The sequence below is a fragment of the Streptomyces koelreuteriae genome, from assembly GCF_018604545.1.
Classification (GTDB): domain Bacteria; phylum Actinomycetota; class Actinomycetes; order Streptomycetales; family Streptomycetaceae; genus Streptomyces; species Streptomyces koelreuteriae.
Genome location: NZ_CP075896.1, coordinates 6,364,124 through 6,388,094, shown reverse-complemented (window position 1 = coordinate 6,388,094; position 23,971 = coordinate 6,364,124). Strand labels below are relative to the sequence as shown.

27 protein-coding genes are annotated in these 23,971 nt (G+C 72.5%); 8 read left to right on the top strand and 19 right to left on the bottom strand.

Annotated elements, in window-relative coordinates; genetic code table 11:
• Positions 1-5: 5 nt before the first annotated feature.
• The 6 genes from KJK29_RS28775 to KJK29_RS28750 are packed head-to-tail and all read left to right on the top strand — an operon-like array spanning position 6 to position 6,881.
• Entirely contained in the window at positions 6-1,022 is a 1,017-nt protein-coding gene (locus KJK29_RS28775; RefSeq protein WP_215122086.1) for an ADP-ribosylglycohydrolase family protein, read from the top strand.
• Positions 1,019-2,233 carry an ADP-ribosylglycohydrolase family protein gene (locus KJK29_RS28770; protein WP_370869166.1) on the top strand — a complete coding sequence of 405 codons (1,215 nt, stop codon included), beginning with the start codon at positions 1,019-1,021 and terminating at the stop codon, positions 2,231-2,233. The genes KJK29_RS28775 and KJK29_RS28770 overlap by 4 nt, the downstream gene beginning before the upstream one ends.
• A gap of 7 nt (positions 2,234-2,240) precedes the next feature.
• Complete coding sequence (locus KJK29_RS28765; RefSeq protein WP_215122084.1) at positions 2,241-3,410, top strand: ADP-ribosylglycohydrolase family protein; 1,170 nt, start codon at positions 2,241-2,243, stop codon at positions 3,408-3,410.
• A complete protein-coding gene (locus KJK29_RS28760; RefSeq protein WP_215122083.1) occupies positions 3,398-4,834 on the top strand; it encodes an ADP-ribosylglycohydrolase family protein in 1,437 nt (478 codons plus the stop codon). Before KJK29_RS28765 ends, KJK29_RS28760 begins: the two co-directional genes overlap by 13 nt.
• Positions 4,831-6,060, top strand: a complete 1,230-nt coding sequence (locus KJK29_RS28755; protein ID WP_215122082.1) for a CaiB/BaiF CoA transferase family protein — start codon at positions 4,831-4,833, stop codon at positions 6,058-6,060. Before KJK29_RS28760 ends, KJK29_RS28755 begins: the two co-directional genes overlap by 4 nt.
• Positions 6,057-6,881: an HpcH/HpaI aldolase/citrate lyase family protein gene (locus KJK29_RS28750; RefSeq protein WP_215122081.1), complete on the top strand. Its 825-nt coding sequence runs from the start codon at positions 6,057-6,059 to the stop codon at positions 6,879-6,881. The genes KJK29_RS28755 and KJK29_RS28750 overlap by 4 nt, the downstream gene beginning before the upstream one ends.
• A gap of 83 nt (positions 6,882-6,964) precedes the next feature.
• On the opposite strand, the gene lgt is transcribed toward KJK29_RS28750, so the two are convergent.
• From lgt to hisI, 11 genes are all read right to left on the bottom strand, one after another.
• The gene (lgt, locus tag KJK29_RS28745) at positions 6,965-7,939 is read right to left on the bottom strand and encodes a prolipoprotein diacylglyceryl transferase (RefSeq protein WP_215122080.1); all 975 of its coding nucleotides are present in this window, start codon (positions 7,937-7,939) and stop codon (positions 6,965-6,967) included.
• An 84-nt stretch (positions 7,940-8,023) separates the two neighbouring features.
• The gene (locus tag KJK29_RS28740) at positions 8,024-8,800 is read right to left on the bottom strand and encodes a DsbA family protein (protein WP_215122079.1); all 777 of its coding nucleotides are present in this window, start codon (positions 8,798-8,800) and stop codon (positions 8,024-8,026) included.
• Between the two features lie 86 nt (positions 8,801-8,886).
• Positions 8,887-9,705, bottom strand: a complete 819-nt coding sequence (trpA, locus tag KJK29_RS28735; RefSeq protein WP_215122078.1) for a tryptophan synthase subunit alpha — start codon at positions 9,703-9,705, stop codon at positions 8,887-8,889.
• On the bottom strand, positions 9,702-10,988 hold the full coding sequence (gene trpB, locus KJK29_RS28730) for a tryptophan synthase subunit beta (RefSeq protein WP_215122077.1): 1,287 nt from the start codon (positions 10,986-10,988) through the stop codon (positions 9,702-9,704). Before trpB ends, trpA begins: the two co-directional genes overlap by 4 nt.
• A 62-nt stretch (positions 10,989-11,050) precedes the next feature.
• On the bottom strand, positions 11,051-11,263 hold the full coding sequence (gene trpM, locus KJK29_RS28725) for a tryptophan biosynthesis modulator TrpM (protein WP_215122076.1): 213 nt from the start codon (positions 11,261-11,263) through the stop codon (positions 11,051-11,053).
• Positions 11,264-11,284: 21 nt separating this feature from the next.
• Positions 11,285-12,094, bottom strand: coding sequence for an indole-3-glycerol phosphate synthase TrpC (gene trpC / locus KJK29_RS28720; protein WP_184596632.1), 810 nt, complete (start codon positions 12,092-12,094; stop codon positions 11,285-11,287).
• Between the two features lie 139 nt (positions 12,095-12,233).
• Positions 12,234-12,668 (bottom strand): DUF2752 domain-containing protein, encoded by a 435-nt coding sequence (locus KJK29_RS28715; protein ID WP_215122075.1) that lies wholly within the window; start codon positions 12,666-12,668, stop codon positions 12,234-12,236.
• Positions 12,669-12,752: 84 nt separating this feature from the next.
• Positions 12,753-13,004, bottom strand: coding sequence for an HGxxPAAW family protein (locus KJK29_RS28710; protein WP_215122074.1), 252 nt, complete (start codon positions 13,002-13,004; stop codon positions 12,753-12,755).
• Positions 13,005-13,129: 125 nt separating this feature from the next.
• Positions 13,130-13,771 carry a TIGR02234 family membrane protein gene (locus KJK29_RS28705; RefSeq protein WP_215122073.1) on the bottom strand — a complete coding sequence of 214 codons (642 nt, stop codon included), beginning with the start codon at positions 13,769-13,771 and terminating at the stop codon, positions 13,130-13,132.
• 41 nt (positions 13,772-13,812) lie between these two features.
• Positions 13,813-15,294 carry an anthranilate synthase component I gene (locus KJK29_RS28700; protein WP_215122072.1) on the bottom strand — a complete coding sequence of 494 codons (1,482 nt, stop codon included), beginning with the start codon at positions 15,292-15,294 and terminating at the stop codon, positions 13,813-13,815.
• Between the two features lie 11 nt (positions 15,295-15,305).
• On the bottom strand, positions 15,306-15,692 hold the full coding sequence (gene hisI, locus KJK29_RS28695) for a phosphoribosyl-AMP cyclohydrolase (RefSeq protein WP_215122071.1): 387 nt from the start codon (positions 15,690-15,692) through the stop codon (positions 15,306-15,308).
• 83 nt (positions 15,693-15,775) lie between these two features.
• Between hisI and KJK29_RS28690 the strand changes: the two genes are divergently transcribed.
• Complete coding sequence (locus KJK29_RS28690) at positions 15,776-16,411, top strand: TIGR03085 family metal-binding protein (RefSeq protein WP_215122070.1); 636 nt, start codon at positions 15,776-15,778, stop codon at positions 16,409-16,411.
• 61 nt (positions 16,412-16,472) lie between these two features.
• Here the strand turns inward: KJK29_RS28690 and hisF are convergent, their stop codons facing one another.
• Genes hisF through hisD form a run of 8 tightly spaced genes read right to left on the bottom strand, consistent with a single transcriptional unit; the run spans position 16,473 to position 22,186 of the window.
• Entirely contained in the window at positions 16,473-17,228 is a 756-nt protein-coding gene (gene hisF / locus KJK29_RS28685; protein ID WP_215122069.1) for an imidazole glycerol phosphate synthase subunit HisF, read from the bottom strand.
• Positions 17,225-17,620 (bottom strand): RidA family protein, encoded by a 396-nt coding sequence (locus KJK29_RS28680; RefSeq protein ID WP_215122068.1) that lies wholly within the window; start codon positions 17,618-17,620, stop codon positions 17,225-17,227. Before KJK29_RS28680 ends, hisF begins: the two co-directional genes overlap by 4 nt.
• Complete coding sequence (priA, locus tag KJK29_RS28675; RefSeq protein ID WP_215122067.1) at positions 17,617-18,357, bottom strand: bifunctional 1-(5-phosphoribosyl)-5-((5-phosphoribosylamino)methylideneamino)imidazole-4-carboxamide isomerase/phosphoribosylanthranilate isomerase PriA; 741 nt, start codon at positions 18,355-18,357, stop codon at positions 17,617-17,619. The genes KJK29_RS28680 and priA overlap by 4 nt, the downstream gene beginning before the upstream one ends.
• Positions 18,357-19,001 (bottom strand): imidazole glycerol phosphate synthase subunit HisH, encoded by a 645-nt coding sequence (hisH, locus tag KJK29_RS28670; RefSeq protein WP_370869165.1) that lies wholly within the window; start codon positions 18,999-19,001, stop codon positions 18,357-18,359. Before hisH ends, priA begins: the two co-directional genes overlap by 1 nt.
• Positions 18,998-19,162, bottom strand: coding sequence for a hypothetical protein (locus tag KJK29_RS28665; RefSeq protein ID WP_215122065.1), 165 nt, complete (start codon positions 19,160-19,162; stop codon positions 18,998-19,000). The genes hisH and KJK29_RS28665 overlap by 4 nt, the downstream gene beginning before the upstream one ends.
• A complete protein-coding gene (hisB, locus tag KJK29_RS28660; protein ID WP_215122064.1) occupies positions 19,159-19,752 on the bottom strand; it encodes an imidazoleglycerol-phosphate dehydratase HisB in 594 nt (197 codons plus the stop codon). The genes KJK29_RS28665 and hisB overlap by 4 nt, the downstream gene beginning before the upstream one ends.
• Positions 19,749-20,864, bottom strand: a complete 1,116-nt coding sequence (locus KJK29_RS28655; RefSeq protein WP_215122063.1) for a histidinol-phosphate transaminase — start codon at positions 20,862-20,864, stop codon at positions 19,749-19,751. Before KJK29_RS28655 ends, hisB begins: the two co-directional genes overlap by 4 nt.
• Positions 20,861-22,186: a histidinol dehydrogenase gene (gene hisD, locus KJK29_RS28650; RefSeq protein WP_215122062.1), complete on the bottom strand. Its 1,326-nt coding sequence runs from the start codon at positions 22,184-22,186 to the stop codon at positions 20,861-20,863. Before hisD ends, KJK29_RS28655 begins: the two co-directional genes overlap by 4 nt.
• Before the next feature lie 178 nt (positions 22,187-22,364).
• Between hisD and KJK29_RS28645 the strand changes: the two genes are divergently transcribed.
• Positions 22,365-23,942 (top strand): oxidoreductase, encoded by a 1,578-nt coding sequence (locus KJK29_RS28645; RefSeq protein ID WP_215122061.1) that lies wholly within the window; start codon positions 22,365-22,367, stop codon positions 23,940-23,942.
• Positions 23,943-23,971 lie beyond the last annotated feature (29 nt).

Genomic DNA, 23,971 nt, shown 5'->3' with positions numbered 1-23,971 from the left:
CCCGTATGGCATCGATCGCCTGCATCCCCTCCGCCCCGGCGCCCGGGGACGCCGCCGAGCTCCGCGAACGGGCACGGGGCGCACTGCTGGGCCTGGCCGTGGGTGACGCCCTCGGGGCCCCCGCCGAGAACATGAAGCCGTCCGAGATCCGCGCCCGGTGGGGCCGTATCACCGGCTACGTCAGCGACAACCCGTCCGGCACGGACGACACCGAGTACGCGATCTTCTCCGGTCTCCTCCTGGCCCGGCACGGCTGCGCACTCACCCCCGCCCATGTGGAGGCGGCCTGGCACGAGTGGATCGCCGACCGCGACGAGGGCCCCTTCCGGGGCGCCGGCTTCAGCGAACGCGGCACGCTGGAGAACCTCCGCCGTGGACTTGCCGCGCCCATCTCCGCCCAGCACCGGCACGCCTGGAGCGACGGCCTGGCCATGCGCGCGGCCCCCTTCGGGGTGTTCGCGGCGGGCCGCCCGGCGGAAGCGGCCCGTCTGGTCGCCATCGACGGCTCGGTGAGCCACGACGGCGAGGGCATCTACGGCGGCCAGGCGGTGGCGGCGGGTGTGGCGGCGGCGATGGCGGGCGCCCCGGCGATCGCGGTGGTGGCCGCCGCCCTCGCGGTCGTGCCCGACGACTCGTGGACGGCCCGCTCCCTGCGCCGCGCGGTGGCGGTGGCCCACCGCGGCGAGCGCGCGGTCCGCTCCGCCGTCGTCATCGGCGGCTACCCCTGGACCGACCTCGCCCCCGAGGCGGTCGCCCTCGCCTTCGGCGCGTACGCGGCGGCCGACGGCGACTTCGAGCAGTCCGTCCTGACCGCGGTGAACATGGGCCGCGACGCGGACACGACGGCGGCGGTGGCGGGTGCCCTGGCGGGCGCGACGCGGGGCGTCTCGGCGATCCCGGAGGCCTGGGCCACCCCCATCGGCCCGGTCCGCGGCCGCTGCCTCCCGGCGATGGCGGGCTACCACGTACGGGACGTGGCGGACCTGCTGACGGCGAACCGTGAGACGGAGGCACGAGCATGAGCCCTCTACAGGGGCCACCCGCGGCCACCGACGGTGAGAGCGCCCCACGGGAGACCAGGACTCCTTGGGTGACAGTTACGGGCGGTGCGCGGGTGGGAGACAGAAAGGCCGAAGGCCTCCTGCTCGGACTGGCCGCCGGCGACGCCGCCGGCTGGCCCGCCGCCCGCCACAGAGCCGCCCGCATGCCCGACTGGACGCGCCGCCTCACCCGCGAACTGGACACCTTCGCCGAACACAACGCCACCACCACCCTCCCCGTCCCCATCGCCCTGAACCAGCCCCCCGAGCCCCTCCGTCTCGGCCCCTCCGACGACGCCGAATGGGCGGCCTTCGCCGCCGAGGCCCTCCTGCGCGCCGGCGACGACACCGTCCTGAACGACCTCAGCCGGGAACGCCGCACCCGAGCCGCGATCGACCTCACCTGGAACGCCATCGCCAGCGAGGTGGCCGCCGCGGCGGACCGCGCCCCCGAGATCGAGTCCGCCGTCCTCCCCCTGCGCGCCCGCATCTCCGTCCGCGCCGGCCTCGGCAACCTCGCCACCGGCCTGCGACCGCCCGCCACCGGCCACGACAACCCGCACTACTTCGACGACGCGGCCTGCGTACGCGCCTGCGTCCTGGCCATGGCCCACCCGGGCGACCCGGGCCGCGCCGCCGCACTCGCCGAGTTCGACGCCCGCTACACCCAGGACGGCGACGGCGTGCACGGCGCCCGCGCGATGGCCGCCGCCCTCGCTCTCGCCCTGGCCGGCGCGAACGTCGACGCCTGCGTCACAGCGGCCCTCGCCGAACTCCCCGAGGAGACGGAGATCGGCCGCAACGCCCGGCACGCCCTGCACCTCGCCGCCGCCTCGGACAGCGCCTTCGCCCTGGTCCCGCCCCTGGAGCACCAGATCGTCGACCACGTCTACAGCTACGGCATCGCCGCCGCCGAAACGGTCCCGGTCGCCCTCGCCCTGGCCACCGCCGCCCGCGGCCGTATCGCGGAGGCGGTCCCGGCGGCGGCCTGTCTGTCCCGGGTCGCGGACTCCGCCCCGGCCCTGGCGGGCGCCCTCACCGGCGCGCTGGGCGGCGGCGCCTCGATCCCGGCCTCCTGGCGGGAGACCTGCCGCACGCTCTCCGGCTGCGTCCTCCCCCGGCTCACCGGCACCGACCTCGTGGAACTCGCCGAACTCCTCGAAGCCGCACTGCCGGCCCGCCCAGGTGGATGATGCGCCCATGGAGCCCAAACCACACCAAAACGCCCCTCTGGACGAGCGGATCGCCGGTGCCCTGGTCGGCGCGGCCGTGGGCGACGCCCTCGGCGGCCCGGTCGAGGGCTACTCCCCCGAGCAGATCCTCGAACGCCACGGCGGCCGCGTCCACGGCATCGTCGGCCCCTGGCACGGCGACGCCTGGCGCACGGCCCGCCCCCTCGCCCCGTACCACAAGGGCGACGGCCACGTCACCGACGACACCTTGATGACCCACGCCCTGGTCCGCGTCTACGCCACGGTCCGCGACCACCTGGACGCCTACGCGGTCGCCGACCACCTGGTCCCCGACCTGATGACCGAACCGCGCTGGATCCCGGAACTGGAGACCGAGGCCCTCCCCCTCCAGCGGATCTTCCTGGCCGAGAAATGGCTCGTGACGAGGATCCACTACGGCCATGCCGACCCACGCGAGGCCGGCACCGGCAACATCGTCAACTGCGGCGCGGCGATGTACATGGCCCCGGTGGGCCTGGTCAACGCGGCCGACCCCCGTGCCGCCTACGCCGAGGCCCTCGACATCGCGGGCGCGCACCAGTCCTCGTACGGCCGTGAGGCGGCGGGCGTCCTGGCCGCGGCGGTCGCGGCGGCGTGCACGCCCGGGGCGACCCCGGACTCGGTCGTCTCGGCATGCCTCTCCCTCGCGAAGGACGGCACCCGTACCGCCATCGAGCGGGTCTGCGAGGAGGCCTCCCGGCACACGGACTTCGAGTCGGCACTGCGCCCCCTGCGCGAGGCGGTCGCCCCCTACGACACGGTGGGCCCCGACTACCGTTCCCCTTCCCTCGGCGCCCGCCGCCCGTCCCGCCTCCACGCGATCGAGGAACTCCCCGTAGCGCTGGGCCTGTTGCTCGTGGCCCGGGGCGACTATCGCCACGCGGTCCTCGGCGCGGTGAACTACGGCCGCGACTGCGACTCCATCGCCACGATGGCCGGCGCGGTGGCCGGGGCCCTCGGCTCGCCGGTCCCCGAGGACTGGTCCAAGACGGTCGCGGAGGCCAGCCGCCTGGACCTCTGGGAACCGGCCACGACCCTCACGGCCGTCACCCGCGAGATCTTCGCCCGGGACGTGTCCCGCCGCCGCACCCACGAACAGGCCTTCGCCTCCCTCGGAGGCCCGGCATGCTCCGTCTGACCTGGGTCCAGCCGGAGGACCTGATCGGCCACGAACTCCGCCAGGCCTCCCAGGACGGCCGCGAACCGAAGGCGATCGCGGCCCGCTGGAAGGCGGCGGGCGGCCAGGAGGCTCCTCTGACCGCAGGCGCGTCCCCGACTCCCGCGTCCCGCTACCTCCGCCGGTTGGCGATGGACCTCCTGGACGAACTGGCTGACCTGCCGAGCACCTTGACGGACGATGAGCCAACTGACCTGGAGGGAATCAAGGCGACCTGCGCGAACTGGCCGCTGTCTGCGGGCAGTCGTGCCGCTGGGGCGGCTCCCGACCCAAAGAAAGGCAGCACCCCGCCAGCGCGGGCGAGCGCCCCCACCCCGCCCTCAGCAACAACCCCGCAGCACCTCGAAGCCGCCTGGCTGGGCCGAGCCGTGGGCTGCCTCCTGGGCAAACCAGTAGAGAAACTCCCCCTAGAAGCCATCCGCCACTTGGCCAAGTCCACCGGCAACTGGCCCCTCACCACCTACTTCACGGCGAGAGGCGTCCCCGAACAACTCCTCACCACACACCCCTGGAACCGCCGCTCGGCGACCACCTCCCTCGCCGAGAACATCGACGGCATGCCCGAGGACGACGACCTCAACTACCCCCTCCTCAACCTCCTCGTCCGCCAGCGCCACGGCAGCACCTTCACCACCACGGACGTGGCCCGCACCTGGCTCGACGAACTCCCCGCCGGCCGCACCTTCACCGCCGAGCGCATCGCCTACCGCAACCTCCTCTCCGGCCTGGAACCCCCGCACACCGCCCGCCACCGCAACCCGTTCCGCGAATGGATCGGCGCCCTGATCCGCGCCGACGTCCACGGCTGGACCAACCCCGGCGACCCGGCCGCCGCCGCGGAACAGGCCCACCGCGACGCCACGCTCACCCACACCGCCAACGGCGTCTACGCGGCGATGTTCACGGCGGCCACCCTCGCGACCGCAGCGACCGGCGACCACGACATCCACGCCTGCCTGCGCACCGGCCTCACCGTCGTCCCCCCGCGCTCCCGCCTCGCCCGAGCCGTCCGCCACGCCGTCCATCTGGCGGGCGAGCACGACGACTTCGACAGGGTCGTGGACGAACTCCACGCCATCCACTCCCCCACGTACCACTGGGTGCACGCCGTCCCCAACACCGCCCTGATCGCCGCCGCCCTCACCCACGCGAACGGCGATTTCCCCGGCTCCGTCTGCCGTGCCGTGAGCGGCGGCTGGGACACCGACTCCAACGGCGCGACGGCCGGGAGCGTCGCCGGGCTGCTGGCCGGACACCCGGCGGCCCTCCCCGACCGCTGGACGGCTCCGTTGAAGAACCGTCTCGCCACCTCCATCGGCGACTTCGACGGCATCGGCTTCGACGCCCTCGCCCACCTCACGCACCGGGAGACCCACCGCCCATGACCGCTGCCCCGCCCCCGCCCGCACCCATCACCGCGCCCACGACCGCTCCCCTCTCCGGCCTCCGCGTCCTCGACCTCGCCACCCTCTTCGCCGGCCCGCTCGCCGCCACCCTGCTGGGCGACTTCGGCGCCGAGGTCGTCAAGGTCGAGCACCCGTCGAAACCGGACCCCTCCCGCGGCCACGGACCGTCGAAGGACGGCGTCGGCCTGTGGTGGAAGACGCTCGGCCGCAACAAGCGCACCATCACCCTGGACCTGTCGAAGCCCGGCGGCCGCACCACCCTCCTGCGCCTCGCCGCCACCGCCGACGTGGTCATCGAGAACTTCCGCCCCGGTACCCTGGAGAAGTGGGACCTCGGCTGGCCGGAGCTGTCGGCCGTCAACCCCCGCCTGGTCCTGGCCCGGGTCACCGCCTTCGGCCAGTTCGGCCCCTACGCACACCGCCCCGGCTTCGGCACCCTCGCCGAGGCGATGAGCGGCTTCGCCGCGATCACCGGCGAACCCGACGCACCCCCGACCCTGCCGCCCTTCGGCCTGGCCGACTCCATCGCGGGCCTGACGACGGCGTACGCGGTGATGACGGCGCTGGCGGCCCGCGAGCGCACCGGCGAGGGCCAGGTCGTCGACATGGCCCTGATCGAACCGATCCTGGCCGCCCTCGGCCCCCAGCCCCTCTGGTACGACCAGCTCGGCCACGTCCAGCCCCGCACCGGCAACCGCTCCCCCAACAACGCCCCGCGCGGCGTCTACCGCACCGCCGACGGCACCTGGGTCGCGGTCTCCACGTCGGCCCAGTCGGTCGCGGAACGCGTGATGCACCTGGTGGGCCGCCCGGAACTGATCGACGAACCGTGGTTCGCCACCGGCGCCGACCGCGCCCGCCACGCCGACCTCCTGGACGAGGCGGTCGGCTCCTGGATCGCCGCGCGCACCCGCGTGGACGTCCTGGCGGCCTTCGAGAAGGCGGAGGCGGCCGTCGCCCCGGTCCAGGACGTCCGGGACGTGATGGCGGACCCGCAGTACCAGGCCCTCAACACCATCACCACGGTCGACGACCCGGAACTGGGCCCCCTGCGCATGCAGAACGTCCTCTTCCGCCTCTCCGCCACCCCCGGCGCGATCCGCTGGGCCGGCCGCCCGCACGGCGCCGACACCGACGAGGTCCTGACCGAGCTGGGCCTCACCCCGGCCGACCTCACGGCGCTGCGCGCGGAGGGCGCCCTGTGACGGCGGCCTACCCGCTCACCTGGCTGTACGCCCCGGGCGACCGCCCGCACGTGGTGGCGAAGGCCCTCACCTCCGGCGCCGACATCGTCGTCGTGGACCTGGAGGACGCGGTCGACCCGGACCGCAAGGCCTACGCCCGCGCCGCCACCGCCGATCTGCTCGGCGAGCTGCCGCCGATCCCGGTCCACGTCCGCGTCAACGCCCTGGACACCCCTTGGGCCGCCCCGGACATCGCGGCCGTGGCCCGCGCCCCCGGCCTCTGTGCCCTGCGGCTCCCCAAGATCACCTCACCCGCCGAGGTCGTCCGGATCGCCGAGCGCGCCGTCCCTCCGGGGCTGCCGCTGTACGCCCTGCTGGAGTCGGCCCTCGGAGTGGAACACGCGTACGCCGTCGCAAGCGCCCACCCGTCGCTGCGGGGTATCGCGCTCGGGGAGGCGGACCTACGGGCCGACCTGGGCGTACGGGACGACGCGGGTCTCGACTGGTCCCGCTCCCGGGTGATCGTGGCCGCCCGGGCGGCGGGCCTGCCCCCTCCGGCGCAGTCGGTCCATCCGGACGTCCGCGACCTGGCGGGCCTGGCGACCTCCTGCGCCCATGGCCGCGCCCTGGGCTTTCTGGGCCGCGCCGCGATCCACCCCCGTCAGCTGGCGGTCATCGAACGTGCCTTTCTGCCCACCGAGGCGGAGATCGAACACGCGGAGACGATCCTCAAGGCGGCGACGACGCAGCAGGGCGCCCAAGCCCTTCCGGACGGCTGCTTCGTCGACGCGGCGGTGGTGACGGCGGCCCAGCGCACCCTGTCCCTGGCCCGCCGCCGCTGAGACACACCGAGGGCGCCCGGAGATCTCCGGGCGCCCTCGGTCATGTATACGGCTACGGCTACGGCTACGGCTACGGCAGACGGTCAGGTCTTCTTCGCCGACCCGGCCCCGTCCTTGGCCTCGTCGTCCTCGGCCTCTTCGTCCTTGGACTCGGCCTCGGCCTCGTCGTCCTTGTCGGCGTCAGCGGCGGCCTTGGCCTTCTCGCCACCGTCGGCTTCGTCGGCTTCAATGCCGGAGGCGTCCGCGCCGGGCTCCACGACCTCTTCCCGGCCGGGGCTCTTCTTCGCCGAGATCACCAGGTAGGCGACCGCGAGCAGGAACACCAGGATCGCGGTCCACACGTTCAGCCGGAGGCCCAGGATGTGGTGGGCGTCGTCGACACGCATGTACTCGATCCACCCGCGCCCCGCGCAGTACGCGGCGACGTACAGCGCGAACGCCCGCCCGTGTCCGAGCCGGAAGCGGCGGTCGGCCCAGATGACCAGCACGGCGACGCCGATGCACCAGAGCGACTCGTACAGGAACGTCGGGTGGTAGGTGCCCGGCACCCGCCCGTCCGCCGAGGACGTGATCTCCAGGGCCCACGGCAGATCGGTCGGCTTGCCGTACAGCTCCTGGTTGAACCAGTTGCCCCAGCGGCCGATGGCCTGGGCGAGGGCGATGCCCGGGGCGACGGCGTCGGCGTAGGCCGGCATCGGGATGCCCCGGCGGCGGCAGCCGATCCACGCGCCCAGCGCGCCCAGCGCGATCGCGCCCCAGATGCCGAGACCGCCCTCCCAGATCTTGAAGGCGTCCACCCAGTCACGGCCCTCGCTGAAGTACAGCTCGTAGTCCGTGATCACGTGGTAGAGCCGGCCGCCGACGAGGCCGAAGGGCACGGCCCAGACCGCGATGTCGGCCACCGTGCCGGCCCGCCCGCCGCGGGCGATCCAGCGCTTGTTGCCGAGCCAGACGGCAACGAAGACGCCGATGATGATGCAGAACGCGTAGCCGCGCAGCGGAATGGGGCCGAGGTACAGCACCCCGCGCGACGGGCTGGGAATGAAGGCAAGTTCCATGGCAAGGTCGACGCTACCCTGCCGCACCGGGCCCACGGCAGGCAGCCCGGCTACGGGTCCATAACGGGGGCGTGAGAAACGCCTTTACCCCTTGTTCGCCTCCAGCACCATCTGCTTCAGCTTCGCCGGGGTCATCGCCCGGTCCTGGTAGATGTTCTCGCCCTTGAACAGCACGGTCGGCGTGCCCGAGAAACCGCCCTTGTTGAATGCCTGATGCGACTTGGCGACCCAGCCGTTGTGCGTGCCGTTCTGCACGCACTTGCGGAAGGCGGGCGTGTCCAGGCCGTCGACCTTGCCGGCCAGCTCGATCAGCTTGTCGTTGTCGGCGTAGGCGTCGTCGACCTCGGGGGGCTGGTTGTCGAAGAGCACGTCGTGGTACGCGGGGTACTTCCCGGCGTCCTGGGCGCAGGCCGCGGCGTTGGCCGCGTTGCGCGAGCCCGTGCCGCGCATGTTGCCGTCGATGAGGGTGACCAGGTGGTACTCCACCTTCAGCTCGCCGGCCTTCGTCAGCTCGTGGATCACCGGCCGGTACGTCGTCTCGAAGGACTTGCAGGCCGGGCAGCGGAAGTCCTCCCACACCGTGAGCGTGGACTTGGCGCTGTCCTTGCCGACCGGGATGGCGAGGCCGTCCTTGCCCTGCGCTCCCGAGGGAGCGACGACCGGACCCGACGCCTCGCTGTCGTCCTCCTTGCCGGCGTTGGCGGCGACGACGCCGATCACCGCCGCGAGACCCAGGACGGCGACGACGGCCCCGCCCACGATCAGCGCGCGCCGGCGCTTGTCCGCGGACTTCTGCTTCTCACGCTCGACCGCCAGCTTCTCCCGGGCGGTGCGCTTTCCCTCACGGTTCTTGTCGCTCACACCCCGGAAACGAACCGGGGAGGCGCAGCGCGCCTCCCCAGCCCCAGGTCCACCCGTACGAGGGACCGGTATGACTTCCCGTTTTCTTACGCCTGTCGGCGCACGCCCTTCGCGAGGTCGCCGGCGAGCGCGCGGACGGCCTCGACACCGGCCGCGTCGTCCGGCGCGTCCAGCATGGCCTTGACGAACGCCGAGCCGACGATCACGCCGTCGGCGAAGCGGGCGACCTCGGCGGCCTGGGTGGCGTCGGAGACGCCAAGCCCCACACAGACCGGCAGGCCGGTGCCGGTGGCGCGGGTGCGTGCCACCAGGTTCTCGGCCTGCGAGCTGACGGTCGCGCGGGTGCCGGTGACGCCCATGAGGGAGGCGGCGTAGACGAAGCCGCTGCCCGCGGCGGTGATGTCCGCGAGCCGCGCGTCCTTGCTGCTGGGGGCGACGACGAAGACCGTGGCGAGCCCGTGCTTCTCCGCGTGCTCCCTCCACAGCGCCGACTCCTGCACGGGCAGGTCGGGCAGGATGCACCCGGCGCCGCCCGCCTCGGCGAGTTCGGCGGTGAACCGCTCGACGCCGTAGCGGTCGATGGGGTTCCAGTACGTCATGACCAGGATGGGCTTGCCGGTGGCCCGGTGGGCCTCGCGGACCGTGCGCATCACATCGGCGATCTTCACGCCGCCGCGCAGGGCGATGTCGTCGGCGGTCTGGATGACGGGGCCGTCGAGGACGGGGTCGCTGTGCGGCAGACCGACCTCGACGACGTCGGCGCCGCCGTCGATGACGGCCTTGATGGCCTCGATGCCGCCGTCCACGGTCGGGAACCCGGCCGGGAGGTAGGCGATGAGGGCGGACCGGCCCTCGGACTTCGCCGCTGCCAGGGTGTCGCTCAACAGCTGGATGTTGCCGCTCACTTGGCGTCCCCCTCGATCTCTGCGGTGTCGGTGTCCGCGTCGGCGGCGACCTCGGCGTCGGTGTCGTAGAGGCCGAAGTAGCGGGCGGCGGTGTCCATGTCCTTGTCGCCGCGGCCGGACAGGTTGACCACGATCAGCCCGTCCTTGCCCAGTTCCCTGCCGACCTCCAGGGCGCCGGCCAGCGCGTGGGCGCTCTCGATGGCCGGGATGATGCCCTCGGTGCGGGACAGCAGGCGCAGGGCCTGCATGGCCGCGTCGTCCGTGACCGCGCGGTACTCGCCGCGGCCGGAGTCCTTGAGGTAGGAGTGCTCGGGGCCGATGCCCGGGTAGTCCAGACCGGCCGAGATCGAGTACGGCTCGGTGATCTGGCCCTCGTCGTCCTGGAGGACGTACGAGCGCGAACCGTGCAGGATGCCGGGCTCGCCCGCCGTCAGGGTGGCCGCGTGCTCGCCGGTCTCGACGCCGTGGCCCGCCGGCTCGCAGCCGATGAGGCGAACGTCCGTGTCCGGGATGAAGGCGTGGAAGAGGCCGATGGCGTTGGAGCCGCCGCCGACGCAGGCGATCGCCGCGTCGGGGAGGCGCCCGGCGCGCTCCAGGAGCTGGCGGCGGGTCTCGACGCCGATGACCCGGTGGAAGTCGCGGACCATGGCCGGGAAGGGGTGCGGGCCGGCGACCGTACCGAAGAGGTAGTGGGTGTGGTCGACGTTGGCGACCCAGTCGCGGAAGGCCTCGTTGATGGCGTCCTTCAGCGTGCGGCTGCCGGACTTCACGGCGATGACCTCGGCGCCGAGCATGCGCATGCGGGCGACGTTGAGGGCCTGGCGCTGGGTGTCGATCTCGCCCATGTAGATCGTGCACTCGAGGCCGAAGAGCGCGCAGGCGGTGGCCGTGGCGACGCCGTGCTGGCCGGCGCCCGTCTCGGCGATGACGCGGGTCTTGCCCATGCGCTTGGTGAGCAGGGCCTGGCCGAGGACGTTGTTGATCTTGTGGGAGCCGGTGTGGTTGAGGTCTTCCCGCTTCAGGAAGATCCTTGCGCCGCCCGCTTCGGCGGCGAAGCGGGGGACCTCGGTGAGTGCCGAGGGGCGGCCGGTGTAGTTGACCAGGAGGTCGTCGAGTTCCTTGGCGAACTCGGGGTCGTGCTTGGCCTTGTCGTACTCGACGGCCACCTCGTCCACGGCGGCGACGAGGGCCTCCGGGATGAACTTGCCGCCGAAGGCCCCGAAGTAGCCTTCGGGGTTCGGGGTTTGACCCTCCGGGTCGGGGATGAAGAACTGACTGGGCATGCGGAAACCTTCACGGTGAGTTGTGTGTGGAATGCACTAATCGCCGTGGGGGCGGGGATCCGTCAGGCGGCTGCGGGCCGGACGTGGCTGGTCGCGCAGTTCCCCGCGCCCCTGAAGTCCTGCCATCGCATGCCGTTGACCTGCCCGGGCTCGTCACCGATGACGTACCGCACGCGGCGGCCGTGGACCCGGCGGGCCGGGGCTCGGCAGCCGCGGGGGCGGCAGCCGCGCGCGAGGCGGGCGTACCGGTCCACGGTCGTCATGGTGAGAGTCATCGGGGCAAGCCTAGCGGGAGATCAGCTTCGGCCGTGCCGGAGTGCGGGGTGTTCGCCCGCTGCCACCAGGTCGGAGACCGCCGTCTTGGGGTCCTTGCCGGTGACGAGGGACTCGCCGACCAGGACTGCGTCGGCGCCGGCGTTGGCGTAGGCGATGAGGTCGTGGGGACCGCGGACGCCCGACTCTGCGATCTTGATGATGTGGTCGGGGATCTCGGGGGCCAGACGCTCGAAGGTGCCGCGGTCGACCTCGAGGGTCTTGAGGTTGCGCGCGTTGACGCCGATCACCCGGGCACCCGCGTCGACCGCCCGCTCGACCTCGTCCTCGTCGTGCACCTCGACGAGCGGGGTGAGCCCGATGGACTCGGCGCGCTCGATGAGGGACTCCAGGGCGGGCTGGTCGAGGGCCGCGACGATCAGCAGGACGACGTCCGCGCCGTAGGCCCGGGCCTCCCAGAGCTGGTACGACGTGACGACGAAGTCCTTGCGCAGGACCGGGATGTCGACACGGGCGCGGACCGCCTCGAGGTCGGCGAGCGAGCCGCCGAAGCGCCGCTGTTCCGTGAGGACCGAGATGACGGCCGCGCCGCCCGCCTCGTAGTCGGCGGCGAGCCCGGCCGGGTCGGCGATCGCGGCCAGCGCGCCCTTGGACGGGCTGGAGCGCTTGACCTCGCAGATGACCTTGACGCCGTCGCCGCGCAGGGCCGCCGCGCCGTCCTTGGCCGCGGGAGCCTTCGCCGCGCGCTCCTTGAGCTCGTCGAGGCTGACGCGCGCCTGCCGCTCCGCGAGGTCGGCACGGACTCCGTCGATGATCTCGTCGAGCACACTCACGCGAGCGGCCCCCTTCCAGACGGTTGACAGTTCCAGCGACCAGTCGAAAACCGATGGTCACTGCGATGGTATCCGCAGTAAGGCGTAGGCCTCACATCCGGTTGACGCAGGTCCCACTACCTGGACGTCCGCCGCCGGATCAAGGGTGGAGCCAGCCACCGAAGGGCAGGTTCCGGACAACCGTGAAGACCAGCAGCAACGCGCCGAGGCTCCACACCTGCGCCGGCCGGGGATCGAACCGCAGGGGGCGCCCGCGGACCGCGTGGACCACCCATACGGTCCACAGTACGGCGAAGCCCAGATAGCCGAGGACGGCGAGCGCGTTGTCCTGGAGCGCCGCCGCGAGGTCGCCGTGGACGAAGGCGTGCGCGCTGCGCAGTCCGCCGCAGCCGGGGCAGTACAGGCCGGTGTAGCGCAGCAGCGGGCAGACGGGGTAGTGGCCCGGTTCGTTGGGGTCCACCGTGCCCACGTAGGCGAAGGCGGCGGCGACGGCGGCCAGCACCCCGGCGGGGACGGCCAGGCGGCTCGCGACGCCGCGCGTCACCCTTCGGCTGTCGGTGTTCACGGTACGCATTGTGCCCCGCACGCGCGTGAGGGGCGGTTCCGGCATCCCAGTGCCGGCCGCCCCTCACGCGACAAACGCGGTGTGTTCCGGGGTTCAGCCCTCGGCGCGCGCCGGCTCGCGGTCGCCCGTCATCGCGTGCGGCTGGTGCAGGTCCTTGGGCTGGCCCATGCCCATCGCCCGCATGGCCGCGCCGACGACACCGCCGAGCAGCACGACGACCATGCCCGCCCAGAAGCCCAGCGGCTGGTCCAACACCATGAACGCGCCCGCGACGCAGAAACCGATGAAGGCGATCGTGACACCGGTCCAGGCGGCCGGGGTGTGACCGTGGCTGCTGCCCGCCATTGCTTGCTCCTCGTTGCTGTGTACGTGTCTGAGCAGGACGCTCGCGCCCATTGTCCCGCACGCGCGCGCCTCCGGTGAGCGGGGGTGCTCCCTCCGCTTCCCCGTGCCCCGCCCCCGGGGCGGGGTTACGCCCCGGTCGGGTCCTCGCCCCGGTCGAGTGCCTTCCACAGGTCCTCGGGCCGGTCGGGGTCGACCGCGGGGGCCTTGCGGCGCGGCCGGGGCGTGCCGTCCCGCTCGTAGCGGCCGGACATCGCGGGCCACAGCCTGCCGTAGCGCAGGGCGAGCAGCCCGGCCAGCAGGAGCAGGACGCCGCCGACGGCCGCGACGTAGGGCCAGGCGGTGTGGCTGAGGGCCCCCACCGTGGCGGAGGTGTCGCCGGAGGCCTCGGCGGCCTTCTCGTCGAGTGCGGAGCTGTCGGAGGCACCGAGCAGGGCGGCGGCGACGGTGCCCGCGCCGGAGAGGGCCAGCAGGGCGGCCACGACGACGCGGCCGCTCCGGCGGACGGCGAAGACGGCGACGAGCGCGGCGAGGCCCACCACGGCGAGCGCCGCGGGCACACCGGTGACGTCGCTGCCCGTGGCGGTCAGCGGGAAGGCGCCACCGGCCACCGTCGTGGTGCCCTCCGACCAGCTCTGCCGGGTGGCGAGCAACGCCACGGCCGCGCCGAGCGCGCCGCACAGCAGGGCGACGGCGAGGCTCAGGCGACCGGCCCGGGCGGATCCGGAGGCTTGGGAACGTGGGTGCGGTACGGCAGTCACGTACCCCACTATCGCCTGAACCCCGGGCGAACCGTCAGCCGGGGTTCATCTCAGGCCTTTCCCAGCCGGTTCGCCGTGTGGACGGCCCGCAGGACCGCCGCCGCCTTGTTGCGGCACTCGGTGTCCTCGGCGACCGGGTCGGAGTCGGCGACGATACCGGCGCCGGCCTGGACGTATGCGGTGCCGTCGCGCAGCAGGGCCGTGCGGATGGCGATGGCGGTGTCGGAGTCGCCCGCGAAGTCGAGATAGCCGACGCAGCCGCCGTAGAGCCCGCGCCGGGAGGGTTCGAGTTCGTCGATGATCTGCATGGCGCGGGGCTTCGGGGCGCCGGAGAGGGTGCCGGCCGGGAAGCAGGCGGTGAGGACGTCGAAGGCGGTGCGGCCCGGGGCGACGCGGCCCGTCACCGTCGAGACGATGTGCATGACGTGCGAGTACTTCTCGATGGACATGAAGTCGACGACCTCGACCGAGCCGGGCTCGCAGACCCGCCCCAGGTCGTTGCGGCCGAGGTCGACGAGCATGAGGTGCTCGGCGCGCTCCTTGGGGTCGGCGAGGAGTTCGTCGGCGAGGGCCTGGTCCTCCTGCGGGGTGGCGCCGCGCCAGCGGGTGCCGGCGATGGGGTGGACCATGGCCCGCCCGTCCTCGACCTTGACCAGGGCCTCGGGGGACGAGCCGACGACGTCGAACCCGTCGAAGCGGAACAGGTACATGTACGGCGACGGGTTGGTGGCCCGCAGGACCCGGTAGACGTCCAGCGCGCTCGCGGTGCACGGCGTCTCGAAGCGCTGGGAGGGCACCACCTGGAAGGCCTCGCCGGCCCGGATGCGCTCCTTGATGTCCTCGACGGCCTCCTGGAAGTCGGGGCCGCCCCAGAGCGCGGAGTACTCGGGGACCTCGGAGGGCGGCAGGACTGCGGGCGGCTGGGCCACCGCGCGCGAGAGGTCGGCCTCCATGGCGTCGAGGCGGGCGATGGCGTCCGTGTACGCCTCGTCGACGCCGGTGTCGAGGTCGTTGTGGTTGATCGCGTTGGCGATCAGCAGGACCGAGCCCTCCCAGTGGTCCATGACGGCGAGGTCGCTGGTGAGGAGCATGGTCAGCTCGGGCAGCTTCAGGTCGTCGCGCTCGCCGGGGCCGATCTTCTCCAGGCGGCGGACGATGTCGTAGCCGAGGTAGCCGACCATGCCGCCGGTGAAGGGCGGCATGCCCTCCTGGTGCGGGGTGTGCAGGGCCTCGATGGTGGCGCGCAGGGCGGCGAGCGGGTCGCCGTCGGTGGGGACGCCGACGGGCGGGGTGCCCAGCCAGTGCGCCTGTCCGTCACGCGTGGTCAGGGCGCCGGCGCTGCGGACTCCGACGAAGGAGTACCGGGACCAGGAGCGGCCGTTCTCGGCGGACTCCAGCAGGAAGGTGCCGGGGCGCTCGGCGGCGAGCTTGCGGTAGAGCGCGACCGGGGTGTCGCCGTCGGCGAGGAGCTTGCGGGTGACGGGGATGACCCGCCGGTCGGTGGCGAGCTTGCGGAACGTCTCGAGGTCCATGGCGGCTGACCCTACTGATCCGCGGCGGCGGCGTCCGAACCGCCGTCCTTGAGCAGGACGTCCTCGTCGAAGCAGGTGCGGGCTCCGGTGTGGCAGGCGGCGCCGACCTGGTCGACCTTGACGAGCACGGTGTCGGCGTCGCAGTCGAGGGCGACGGACTTGACCCACTGGAAGTGGCCGGAGGTGTCGCCCTTGACCCAGTACTCCCGGCGGCTGCGGGACCAGTACGTGCAGCGGCCGGTGGTCAGGGTGCGATGCAGTGCCTCGTCGTCCATCCAGCCGAGCATGAGCACCTCTCCGGTGTCGTACTGCTGGGCGATGGCGGGCAGGAGGCCGTCGGCGCTGTGCTTGAGGCGCGCGGCGAGCTCCGGGTCGAGGCGGCTGGGCTTGCTGGTCATGTGGTCCATTGTGCCGGGCGCCACCGACAGTGCCGGTGGAGTGTCCACTGTCCGGACCAGGTGCGCGGTCGTAGGCTGGCCGCATGTCGACCCATGCCAAGCGTGAACGACTTCTCCTCGCCGATCTGTTGGAGACCGCGGGCCCGGACGCGCCCACTCTGTGCGAGGGCTGGACGACGCGGGACCTCGCCGCGCACGTGGTGGTGCGCGAGCGCCGCCCGGACGCCGCGGGCGGGATACTGATCAAGCAGCTCGCGTCGCGTCTGGACCGGGTGATGGCCGAGTACACCGGCAAGCCGTACGAGGAGCTGATCCAGCTCATCCGTACGGGCCCGCCGCGCTTCTCGCCCTTCTCCCTCAAGCCGGTCGACGAGATGTCGAACATCGTCGAGTTCTACGTCCATACGGAGGACGTCCGGCGCGCCCAGCCCGACTGGTCGGTGCGCGAGCTCGACGCGGTCTTCCAGGACGCCCTGTGGTCGCGTCTGGAGCGCACCGCCCGGCTGATGGGCCGCGGCGTCCCGACGGGCCTGGTCCTGCGCCGCCCCGACGGCCAGACGACGGTCGCGCAGCGCGGTACGCCGGTGGTCACGGTGACGGGCGAGCCGTCGGAGCTGGTCCTGTTCTCCTACGGCCGGCAGAGCGCGGCCAAGGTCGACCTGGACGGCGACGAGGACGCCATCGCCAAGCTGCACGAGACGAAGCAGCTCGGCATCTGAGGCGGGGCAGGAGAGAGCCCCGGCCGCGCGGCCGGGGCTCCGACGGAGCACGGAAAGGTCGTCACCGCACCGGGTGACCCGCCTCCCGCAGCGTGTCCTTGACCTCGCCGATGCGCAGGTCCCCGAAGTGGAAGACCGAGGCGGCCAGCACCGCGTCCGCGCCCGCCTCGACGGCCGGCGGGAAGTCGGTCAGCTTGCCGGCGCCGCCGGAGGCGATGACGGGGACGGTGACGTGGCCCCGTACGGCCCGGATCATCTCCAGGTCGTAGCCGTCCTTCGTGCCGTCCGCGTCCATGGAGTTGAGCAGGATCTCGCCCGCGCCCAGCTCGGCGGCCCGGTGTGCCCACTCGACGGCGTCGATGCCGGTGCCGCGACGGCCGCCGTGGGTGGTGACCTCGAAGGAGCCCGACTCGGTGCGTCGGGCGTCCACCGAGAGGACCAGGACCTGCCGGCCGAAGCGCTCGGCGATCTCGCGGATCAGCTCGGGGCGGGCGATCGCCGCCGTGTTGACGCCGACCTTGTCCGCGCCCGCGCGCAGCAGCTTGTCCACGTCCTCGGCGGTGCGGACGCCGCCGCCGACCGTGAGCGGGATGAAGACCTGCTCGGCGGTGCGGCGCACCACGTCGTACGTCGTCTCGCGGTTGCCCGACGAGGCGGTGATGTCCAGGAACGTCAACTCGTCGGCGCCCTCGGCGTCGTACACCTTGGCCATCTCGACGGGGTCGCCCGCGTCGCGCAGGTTCTGGAAGTTGACGCCCTTGACGACCCGGCCGTTGTCCACGTCCAGGCAGGGGATGACTCGGACCGCCAGGGTCATGAATCCACGGCTCCTCTATACGCTTCCACTTCGACCGACACCAGGACCCGGGAGTCGATGAACCCCTCCACGACCAGCAGGGTCGTGACCGGTCGCACGGTGTCGAACAGTTCCTTGTGGGCCCGGCCCGCCGCGTCGACGTCCCGCGCGTGGGCCAGATACATCCGGGTGCGGATCACGGAGTCGGGGGTGAGTCCGAACTCGGCGATCGCCTCCAGGGCGGTGGTGAAGGCCACCTTGGCCTGCTCGTAGGGATCGCCCTCGCCGTAGAGCACATCGCCCTTGAAGGCGGTCGTACCCGCGACCAGCACCCGGTCGCCCGCCTCGACGGCACGTGCAAAACCGAAGGACTCTTCCCAGGGACTTCCGCTCCGCACGCGCCGGGGGGTCATGACGACACAGCCTCCAAGGCCTCTTCCAGGGTGAACGCCTTCGCGTACAGCGCCTTCCCTACGATCGCTCCCTCGACACCGAGGGGGACGAGCTCGGCGATGGCCCGCAGGTCGTCCAGCGAGGACACGCCGCCGGAGGCCACGACCGGGCGGTCGGTGGCGGCGCAGACGTTGCGCAGCAGCTCCAGGTTGGGGCCCTGGAGGGTGCCGTCCTTGGCGATGTCCGTGACGACGTACCGGGCGCAGCCCTCCTGGTCGAGGCGCGCCAGCGTCTCGTAGAGGTCGCCGCCGTCGCGGGTCCAGCCCCGGCCGCGCAGGGTGGTGCCGCGTACGTCGAGGCCGACGGCGATCTTCTCGCCGTGCTCGGCGATGACCTTGGCGACCCACTCGGGGGTCTCCAGGGCGGCCGTGCCGAGGTTCACCCGCTTGCAGCCGGTGGCCAGGGCGGCGGCGAGGGTGTCGTCGTCGCGGATGCCGCCGGACAGCTCCACCTTGATGTCCATGGCGCTGGCGACCTCGGCGATCAGCTCGCGGTTGTTCCCGGTGCCGAACGCGGCGTCCAGGTCGACCAGGTGCAGCCACTCGGCGCCGGAACGCTGCCAGGCGAGGGCGGCCTCCAGGGGGGAGCCGTAGGAGGTCTCCGAACCGGACTCGCCGTGCACCAGTCGGACGGCCTGGCCGTCGCGGACGTCGACGGCGGGGAGGAGTTCGAGCTTCGGGGAGGACTTCGGGGACATCAGAGGGTTCCGATCCAGTTGTTCAGCAGCTGCGCTCCGGCGTCGCCGGACTTCTCGGGGTGGAACTGCGTGGCCCACAGGGCGCCGTTCTCGACGGCCGCGACGAACGGCTTGCCGTGCGTCGACCAGGTCACCTTGGGGGGTTCGAGGGTCGGGTTGTGGGTCTCCAGCGACCAGTCGTGGACGGCGTAGGAGTGCACAAAGTAGTAGCGGGCGTCCGCGTCCAGGCCGTCGAAGAGCCGCGAGCCGGGCGCGGCCTCCACGGTGTTCCAGCCCATGTGGGGCACGACGTCGGCCTGGAGCGGCTCGACCGAGCCGGGCCACTCGTCGAGGCCGTCGGTCTCCACGCCGTGCTCGATGCCGCGCGCGAAGAGGATCTGCATGCCGACGCAGATGCCCATGACCGGGCGGCCGCCGGAGAGCCTGCGGTCGACGATCCAGTCGCCGCGCGCCTCGCGCAGGCCCTTCATGCAGGAGGCGAAGGCGCCGACGCCGGGGACGAGCAGCCCGTCGGCGTTCATGGCCTTGTCGTAGTCACGGGTGATCTCGACGTCGGCTCCCGCGCGGGCGAGGGCACGCTCGGCGGAGCGGACGTTGCCGAAGCCGTAGTCGAAGACGACCACCCTTTTCTGAGGGGCGCTCAATTCCACACCTCCAGCCGCATCACACCGGCCACCAGGCACATCGCGGCGCCGATCGACAGCAGCACGATCAGGCCCTTGGGCATCTTCTGCTTGACGAAGGAGTAGATCCCGCCCGCGAGGAACAGGCCGACGACGATCAGCAGGGTCGAGATGCCGTTCACAGGGCGCCCTTCGTGGACGGGAGGATGCCGGCCGCGCGCGGGTCACGCTCGGACGCGTAGCGCAGGGCCCGGGCCAGGGCCTTGAACTGGCACTCCACGATGTGGTGCGCGTTGCGCCCGTAGGGCACGTGCACGTGCAGCGCGATCTGGGCCTGGGCCACGAAGGACTCCAGGATGTGCCGCGTCATCGTGGTGTCGTACTCGCCGATCATCGGCGCCATCTTCTCGGGCTCGGTGTGCACGAGGTAGGGGCGGCCGGACAGGTCGACGGTGACCTGCGCGAGGGACTCGTCCAGCGGGACCGTGCAGTTGCCGAAGCGGTAGATCCCCACCTTGTCGCCGAGGGCCTGCTTGAAGGCGGCGCCCAGCGCGAGGGCGGTGTCCTCGATGGTGTGGTGCGAGTCGATGTGCAGATCGCCCTGGGTCTTCACGGTCAGGTCGAACAGACCGTGCCGGCCGAGCTGGTCGAGCATGTGGTCGTAGAAGCCGACGCCGGTGGAGATCTCCGTCTTGCCGGTGCCGTCGAGGTCTATCTCGACGAGGACCGTGGTCTCCTTGGTCGTCCGCTCCACGCGTCCGGTGCGGCTCATTGACTCTGCTCCTTCTTCAGTGCACGGACCGCGTCGAGGAACGCGTCGTTCTCTTCGGGGGTCCCGGCTGACACCCGCAGCCACCCGGGGATGCCGTTGTCCCGGACCAGGACGCCCTGGTCGAGGATCTTCTGCCAGGCCGTGTGCGAGCCGCCCTCGCCGTCGAATCGCCCGAACTGCACGAAGTTGGCATCGGACTCGACGACCTCGTAGCCGGTCGCGCGCAGTTCGCGCACCAGCCGGTCCCGCTCGGCCTTGAGCTGCTCGACGTAGCCCAGCAGCGTCTCGGTGTGCTCCAGGGCGGCCAGGGCGGTCGCCTGGGTGACGGCGGAGAGGTGGTACGGCAGGCGGACGAGCTGGACGGCGTCCACGACGGCCGGGTGCGCGGCGAGGTAGCCGAGGCGCAGGCCCGCCGCGCCGAACGCCTTCGACATGGTGCGGGAGACGACGAGGTTCGGGCGGCCCTCGATCAGCGGCAGCAGCGAGTCGCCGTGGCTGAACTCGATGTAGGCCTCGTCGACCACGACCATCGACGGCTTGGCCGCCTGCGCGGCCTCGTACAGCGCGAGGACCGTCTCGGGCGGGACCGCGTTGCCCGTGGGGTTGTTGGGGGTGGTGATGAAGACGACGTCGGGCCGGTGCTCGGCGATCGCCTTCTCGGCGGCCGCCAGGTCGATCGTGAAGTCCTCGTTACGGGGCCCGGAGATCCAGCCCGTGCCCGTGCCGCGCGAGATGAGCCCGTGCATCGAGTACGACGGCTCGAAGCCGATCGCGGTGCGGCCCGGCCCGCCGAAGGTCTGCAGCAGCTGCTGGATGACCTCGTTGGAGCCGTTGGCCGCCCAGACGTCGGCCAGGCCGACCTCGTGGCCGGACGTCTCCGTGAGGTACGCGGCGAGCTTGGTGCGCAGCTCGACCGCGTCCCGGTCCGGGTAGCGGTTGAGGTTCCTGGCCGCCTCACGGACCCGCTCGGCGATGCGCTCGACCAGCGGCTCGGGCAGCGGGTAGGGGTTCTCGTTGGTGTTCAGCCGTACGGGGACGGCCAGCTGGGGCGCGCCGTAGGGGGACTTGCCGCGCAGCTCGTCCCGTACGGGGAGATCGTCGATGCCTGTCACTTGCCTTCTGGAACCTTCCACCCGAACCGTGCCTTGATCGCCGCGCCGTGCGCGGGCAGGTCCTCCGCCTCCGCCAGCGTCACCACATGGTGCGCGACCTCGGCCAGCGCGTCCTCGGTGTAGTCGACGATGTGGATGCCGCGCAGGAAGGACTGGACGGACAGGCCCGAGGAGTGGCAGGCGCAGCCGCCGGTGGGCAGGACGTGGTTGGAGCCGGCCGCGTAGTCGCCGAGGGAGACGGGGGCCCAGGGGCCGATGAAGATCGCGCCGGCGTTGCGGACCCGGTCGGCCACCGCGGCGGCGTCGGCCGTCTGGATCTCCAGGTGCTCGGCGCCGTACGCGTCGACGACCCTCAGGCCCTCGTCGATGCCGTCGACCAGGACGATCGCGGACTGCTTGCCGGACAGGGCGGGGACGATCCGGTCGTCGACGTGCCGGGTGGCCGCGATCTGCGGCTCCAGCTCCTTCTCCACGGCGTCCGCGAGCTCGACGGAGTCGGTGACGAGGACGGCGGCGGCCAGCGGGTCGTGCTCGGCCTGGCTGATCAGGTCGGAGGCGACGTGCGCCGGGTCGGCCGTGTCGTCGGCGAGGACGGCGATCTCGGTCGGGCCGGCCTCCGCGTCGATGCCGATCTTTCCGGTGAAGTAGCGCTTGGCGGCGGCGACCCAGATGTTGCCGGGGCCGGTGACCATGTTCGCGGGCGCGCAGGACTCGGTGCCGTAGGCGAACATCGCGACGGCGGTGGCACCGCCGGCCGCGTACACCTCGTCGACGCCGAGCAGCGCGCAGGCGGCGAGGATGGTGGGGTGCGGCAGGCCGTCGAACTCGGCCTGGGCGGGAGAGGCGAGCGCGATGGACTCGACGCCGGCCTCCTGCGCGGGCACCACGTTCATGATCACGGAGGACGGGTACACCGAGCGGCCGCCGGGCGCGTAGAGCCCGACCCGCTCGACCGGCACCCACTTCTCGGTCACGGCGCCGCCGGGCACGACCTGGGTGGTGTGCGTGGAGCGGCGCTGGGCGCGGTGGACGGTCCGGGCGCGGCGGATGGACTCCTCCAGGGCCGCGCGCACGGCCGGGTCGAGCTCCTCCAGCGCGGAGGTGAGCGCGGCGGCGGGCACCCGCACCCGGTCGAGCCTGACCCCGTCGAACCGCTCGGCGAAGTCGATCAGCGCCGCGTCGCCCCGATGATGCACGTCCTCGCAGATGGGACGCACCTTTTCCAGGGCGGCCGCTACGTCGAATTCGGCTCGGGGCAGCAGGTCACGCAGGGCGGTGCCCTCGGGGAGGGCGTCGCCGCGCAGATCGATTCGGGAGATCACGTGCTCAATTCTCTCAGACCTGGGTGAGGCGTCGTCCGCGCGTATCAATGGCTGATACAGAACGGCGCGGGAAGCCGGACGATCCCCTTCACTTTTCGCGTTCGGTGCGTCACTCAGCGGGCATGAACTGTTGTACGAAGAAACCAACCCGCGAGTACCCGGGGAGGAAGGGAAGAGCGTGACCGAGGGGGCCGGCATGCGTGCCGGGGATGTGCCCGAGGACCTGACCGCGGCCGAGGCCGGCATGTGGCAGGCCTTCCGCAACGGCAGCGTCTACGACCTGAGCAGCGGCGATCCGCTGGTGGACGATCCGCACGGCGGCAGCCCGTGGGGCGAGGAGCGGACCGTGCGGGCCCGGATCGTCTGCTGGCTGCTTCTCGACGGCCCGCCCGCCCTGGCCGGCCGGGTGTCGGCGCTGAAGCTGGCCGGCATACGCATCAGCGGCTCGCTGGATCTCGCGGGGGGCACGGTGGTGCCGTACGTGGAGATGCGCCAGTGCCGGTTCGAGCAGGACGTGCTGCTGCCGGAGGCCCGCTTCACGACCCTGCGGATGGTGGACTGCTCGGTGCCGCGCCTGGAGGCGGCCAGGGTGCACACCGAGGGCGATCTGCATCTGCCGCGCTGCCGGTTCCACCGCGGCATCCGGATCACGGACGCGCAGATCGGCACGGATCTGATGCTCAACCAGTCGATCGTGCACCGGGACCGCAGCGGCCGGTCGATCGCCGCGGACGGCCTGACCGTCGGCCAGGACTTACAGGCCGAGCTGCTGGAGTCGCACGGCGAGCTGAGCCTGCGCGCCGCCACCGTCGGCGTCTCGCTGAGCCTGCGCGGCGCGCGGCTGGTCAACCCCTACGAGCGGCTCGCGCTGAACGCCCCGCAGCTGACCGTCGAGCGCAGTCTGTATCTGACCCCGGCGGGGGTCGGCGCCCAGGCGATGAGCGGGATGACCCCGGCGCGCGGCACCCGGATCCAGCGGTTCGAGTGCGAGGGCGGGATCCGGCTGGACGACGGGCGGTTCGGCGACGCCGTCGACTTCGAGCGGGCCCGGTTCGCCCTCGGCGAGGACCAGGAGCTGTCGCTGCGCCGGGTGCAGACGCCCGAGCTGCGCTTCCTCGGGGAGCATCCGGCGCGCGGGCGGGTGGTGCTGTCCGGGGCGAAGATCATCAACCTGATGGACCGGGCGGACGCCTGGCCGGGCCCCGGGCGGCTGCACATGGGCGGCTTCGCCTACGAGAATCTCGTGCCGCGCGGCCCGTTCCCACCGGCCGAGCGGCTGGAGTGGGTGGCGGCGGCGACCGCCGAGTACAACCCGGAGCCGTACGAGCGTCTCGCGTCCGTGCTGCGGGCCGGCGGGGAGGACCAGGAGGCCCGTGAGGTGCTGCTCGCCAAGCAGCGCCGGCACCGCGAGAGCCTGCCGCCGGCGGCCAAGCTGTGGGGCTATGTGCAGGACTGGACGGTCGCCTACGGGTACCGGCCGGGCCGGGCCGCCGTATGGATGGCGGTGCTGTGGGCGGCGGGCTCGTTCGCCTTCGCGCAGGCCGGCCATCCGCCGCTGAAGCGGGGCGAGCATCCGGAGTGGAGTCCCACGCTCTTCACGCTCGATCTGCTGCTGCCGGTCATCGACCTGGGCCAGGTGGGGTTCTGGCAGTTGCGCGGGGGCTGGCAGTGGCTGGCGACGGCGATGATCCTGCTGGGCTGGATCCTGGCGACGACGGTGGCGGCGGGGGCCACACGGCTGCTGCGGCGCAACTGATGGTGCCGGTGTGACCCATGTTGTTGAAC